The sequence below is a fragment of the Halobacterium bonnevillei genome (assembly GCF_009831555.1).
Classification (GTDB): Archaea; Halobacteriota; Halobacteria; order Halobacteriales; family Halobacteriaceae; genus Halobacterium; species Halobacterium bonnevillei.
Map to the genome: position 1 here is coordinate 1 of NZ_WUUU01000232.1, position 3,675 is coordinate 3,675.

The window sequence follows — 3,675 nt, forward strand, 5'->3', positions numbered from 1 at the left end:
CGTCTGCCACGTCGGTCAGGCCTCGCGGAGCGCGAGCACGCTGTCCAGTGCCGCCAGCAGGTCCTCGCGGAACTGCGCGCGGAGGCAGGCCGCCACTTCGTCGTTGCGCGAGCGCGCCGTGTGCATCTTCCCGCCGACGCGGCCGACGCGGTCCACGACCGCCGTCTCGATGGCCTCGTGGACGTCCTCGCCGTCCGGGAGCGAGTCGAACCCCGCGTCCGCCACGCTGTCGAGCGCGTCCAGGATGGTCGCGGCCTCGTCGTCGGCGATGATCCCCTGTTCGGCGAGCATCACGACGTGCGCGCGGTCGACAGCGAGGTCCGCCTCGAAGATGCGGTCGTCGGCGTCCATCGAGGAGAGGAACGACCGCGCGGGGCCGCCGCTGAAGCGGTCGCGGCGAACCACCGTGCCGTCGCCCTCTCCGTCGCTCATTCGTCGGTCGCCTCCTGGTCGGCCTCGTCGGTGCTCGCCTCGCTACTGCCGGCGGCGCTCCCGTCGGCGGCGAGCTCCGGCTTCGACGCGTTCGCGAGCCGCGACTGGAAGCCGTGGTACTTCGCGACGCCGGTCGCGTCGGCCTGCTCGATGCCGTTTACGGTCTCCGTGTCGAAGGAGGCGGCGTCCGCCGAGTACACCGCGTACTCGCTCTCGCGGCCGACCGGGCGCGCCTGCCCGCCCTCGAACTTGACGGTGACCGTGCCCGTGACCGTCTGCTGGGTCTGCGCGAAGTAGCCGTCCAGCGCGGCGACCAGCGGGTGGTCGACGAGCCCCTCGTAGGCCTTCTCGGCCCACTGCTGGCTGACGTGCTGGCTGAACTCGCGCTCGTCTTTCGTCAGGACGAGCTGTTCGAGCGCCTCGTGCGCGGTGAGCAGCGTCGTCGCCGCCGGGTGCTCGTAGTTCTCGCGGACCTTCAGCCCGAGCATGCGGTCCTCCATCATGTCCGTGCGGCCGACCCCGTAGCCGCCCGCGAGGTCGTTCAGGTACTCGATGAGCGGCACCGGCGCCATCTCGTTGCCGTCCACCGCCACCGGGACGCCGCCCTCGAACGCGATTTCGACGGTCTCGGTCTCGCTACCCGGCGCGTCCGTCCAGTCGTAGATGTCCTCCGGCGGCTCGTAGCCCGGGTCCTCGAGCTTGCTGCCCTCGACGCTCCGGCTCCAGAGGTTCGTGTCGATGCTCCACGCGCCCTCGTTGCCCGACTCCACGGGCAGCCCCTTCTCGTCGGCGTACTCGATCTCCCACTCGCGGGTGAGGCCGAGTTCGCGCACCGGCGCGATGACCTCGAGGTCGCTGGCGCGCCACACCGCCTCGAAGCGCAACTGGTCGTTGCCCTTCCCGGTGCAGCCGTGCGCGACGGCCGCGCAGTCGTGCTCCTCGGCGACCTCCAGGATGGCTTCCGCGATGACGGGGCGCGCGAGCGCGGTCCCCAGCGGGTAGCCCTGGTAGGTGGCGTTCGCCTGGACGGCGTCGAAGCAGAGGTCCGCGAACTCCGCTTTCGCGTCCACGACGTAGTGCTCGACGCCGAGCGCATCGGCCGTCTCGTGGGCCTCCGCGAACTCCGAATCGGGCTGTCCGACGTCGACGGTGACGCCGATGACGTCGTCGTAGCCGTACTCCTCTTTCAGCAGCGGTACGCAAACTGTCGTGTCGAGCCCGCCCGAGAAGGCGAGCGCGACGGTTCCTCCTGTCATGTACTGTGGTATCTGTGTGCCGCGACGTTCGAAGACTGGTGCAACCGACCGGAATCGAGGGGAGTAACTAGTATGGGGTCAATGGGACCCCGGTCGTCGCGGCACGCGACGGGAGCCGGCGCCGCGGCTCGCGAGGAGCGAGCGCGCGGTGTGGGCCGGCGACTGCATGTTACCCCATCAAACTGCCTCCGACGCTATAAGCATTGCTGCCAGGCCGGGCATTTGCCGCGGTCCTGCGGCTCTCACACGGGAACCACTGGCGTGGGTCACCGTGGCACGGGGGGCCTGAACGCTTTTGTCAGTGCTCCGAGAACGTCCGTCCATGACACGCGCTCGCGGCAAACTCGACGTCGAGGACCTGCTGAAGATCGTCCTCGTGCTGGTCGTCGTCTGGCTCGTGGTCGAGATCGTCAGCGAGATCCTCGGCGTCCTCGGCGGCCTCCTGAGCCTCGCGCCGTCGGTCATCGGCGCGGCCATCCTCGTGTTGCTCGTGCTCTGGCTCCTGGACCGCATCTAACGTCAGCGCTTTCAGCGTCGAGGCCCCACTACCAGGTGTGTACAGCGTCAACGCTCCGGTGCCGGGCGCGGTCAACGACGTGGCCGCGGACCTCCGGCCGGCGCTCACCGGGTTCGCTCGCGTGCGCGAGCGACGCGAGCAGACCCTCCTCCTGAAACGCGTCCCCGCCGACGACCGGAAGGAACTCCGGACGGCGTGGGAGACCGCTCAGGACGCGCTCGCCGGCGCGCCGGCCGTCGAAGCCCGCGTCTCCGAAGTCGACACCTTCGAGAACCCGCCAAACGGCTCCAGCCCCGTCGTCTACCTCGCCGTCGAAAGCCCCGGCATCCACCTCCTCCACGAGCGCCTCTGCGAGGTGTTCGACCCGGTGCCCGTGATGGAGGGCGGCGACGACTACGACCCGCACGTCACGCTCGCGCGCGACGCTGACGGCTTTCGGGGCCGACGCGCCGTCGAAAACGTCGTCGGCCGACAGGTCGGCCCCGTCACGTGGACCATCGACGAACTCTACCTCTACGACGCCGAACACGGCGAGCGCGTCGACACCATCTCGCTGCCCGCGTAGGCCGACTGTGGCCCCTATCGTCCGTCCCGCATCGGCTGACCGCCGCCGAGCCGGCAGCTGGAACTGACCGCTGGCAGTGTCGCGGACCCAAACGATGAAGGGTAATATAGCCAATACGTAGTGTGGGTACTGTGCACAGTCCGCTTGTCCGTCCGCGGAGGTGGCGCGAATCGTGAGGGGCACGCCCGAGGACCCGCGGTGCCCGGAGTGCGGCGGCAAGATCGGGCAGACCGCCACGTTCTGCATGCACTGTTCGGCGGACCTCACCGAGGAGCGGAACGCACACGACGCTGACGACGACGGCGTGTGGGACCAGGCCGAAGCCGGGCAGCCGTCGCCGCAGCCGACCGCTACCAGCGACAGTCCAGGCAGTCGACTCGACGTCCGGGACGCCATCGACTTCGAGACCCTCCTCGCGCCCGACGGCCTGGTCGACGACTCGCTGACGGTCGTCGTCGGCATCGCAGGCGGCCTCGTCGTCGGCGCCATCGGGACGTTCGTGCTCGCGATGATCACCGGGAGCGGCTGGGCGCTGGCCGCCGGCGTGCTCGCCTGGCTGGCCGCGACCGCCGTGCTCGCCCGCCAGCGCACCGTCCAGGGCGCCATCGCCTACACCGGCTACGCCGTCGCCGCCGTCCTGTTGCTCGTGCCGTTCGTCGCACTCAGCCCCGCGGTGAGCGTCGACGGCGGCATCGGGGAACGCGGCGGACTCTTCCTCGCGTTCCTGGTGTTCGTCGCGGTTCCCGCTGCCGTGGCGGCTGGCCTCGGGTGGATCGCGGCGCAGTTCCGCCCCGAGCCGGGAACCGGGTCAACCCAGGAGGCCGAATAACTCGAACCGCCCTCGCTCAAGCCACAAGCGGGCCCGAGCGGGCCTGCCGGGAGTGGGGCTGCCGCTGACCCGCCAG

4 protein-coding genes and 1 pseudogene are annotated in these 3,675 nt (G+C 70.2%); 3 read left to right on the plus strand and 2 right to left on the minus strand.

Translation table 11 applies throughout. The annotated features are described in order from the left end of the window. Positions 1 to 18 precede the first annotated feature (18 nt). Positions 19 to 432: pseudogene (locus tag GRX66_RS17350) on the minus strand (argininosuccinate lyase); the annotation flags it as partial. Further along, positions 429 to 1,688, minus strand: coding sequence for an argininosuccinate synthase (locus GRX66_RS17355; RefSeq protein WP_159527633.1), 1,260 nt, complete (start codon positions 1,686 to 1,688; stop codon positions 429 to 431). The gene GRX66_RS17355 and the pseudogene GRX66_RS17350, both read right to left, overlap by 4 nt. A gap of 322 nt (positions 1,689 to 2,010) precedes the next feature. Between GRX66_RS17355 and GRX66_RS17360 the strand changes: the two genes are divergently transcribed. From GRX66_RS17360 to GRX66_RS17370, 3 genes are all read left to right on the plus strand, one after another. Beyond that, on the plus strand, positions 2,011 to 2,205 hold the full coding sequence (locus GRX66_RS17360) for a DUF7554 family protein (RefSeq protein WP_159527634.1): 195 nt from the start codon (positions 2,011 to 2,013) through the stop codon (positions 2,203 to 2,205). Between the two features lie 37 nt (positions 2,206 to 2,242). Next, the gene (locus GRX66_RS17365) at positions 2,243 to 2,770 is read left to right on the plus strand and encodes a 2'-5' RNA ligase family protein (protein WP_325064178.1); all 528 of its coding nucleotides are present in this window, start codon (positions 2,243 to 2,245) and stop codon (positions 2,768 to 2,770) included. A gap of 172 nt (positions 2,771 to 2,942) precedes the next feature. After that, on the plus strand, positions 2,943 to 3,599 hold the full coding sequence (locus GRX66_RS17370) for a zinc ribbon domain-containing protein (protein ID WP_159527635.1): 657 nt from the start codon (positions 2,943 to 2,945) through the stop codon (positions 3,597 to 3,599). Positions 3,600 to 3,675 lie beyond the last annotated feature (76 nt).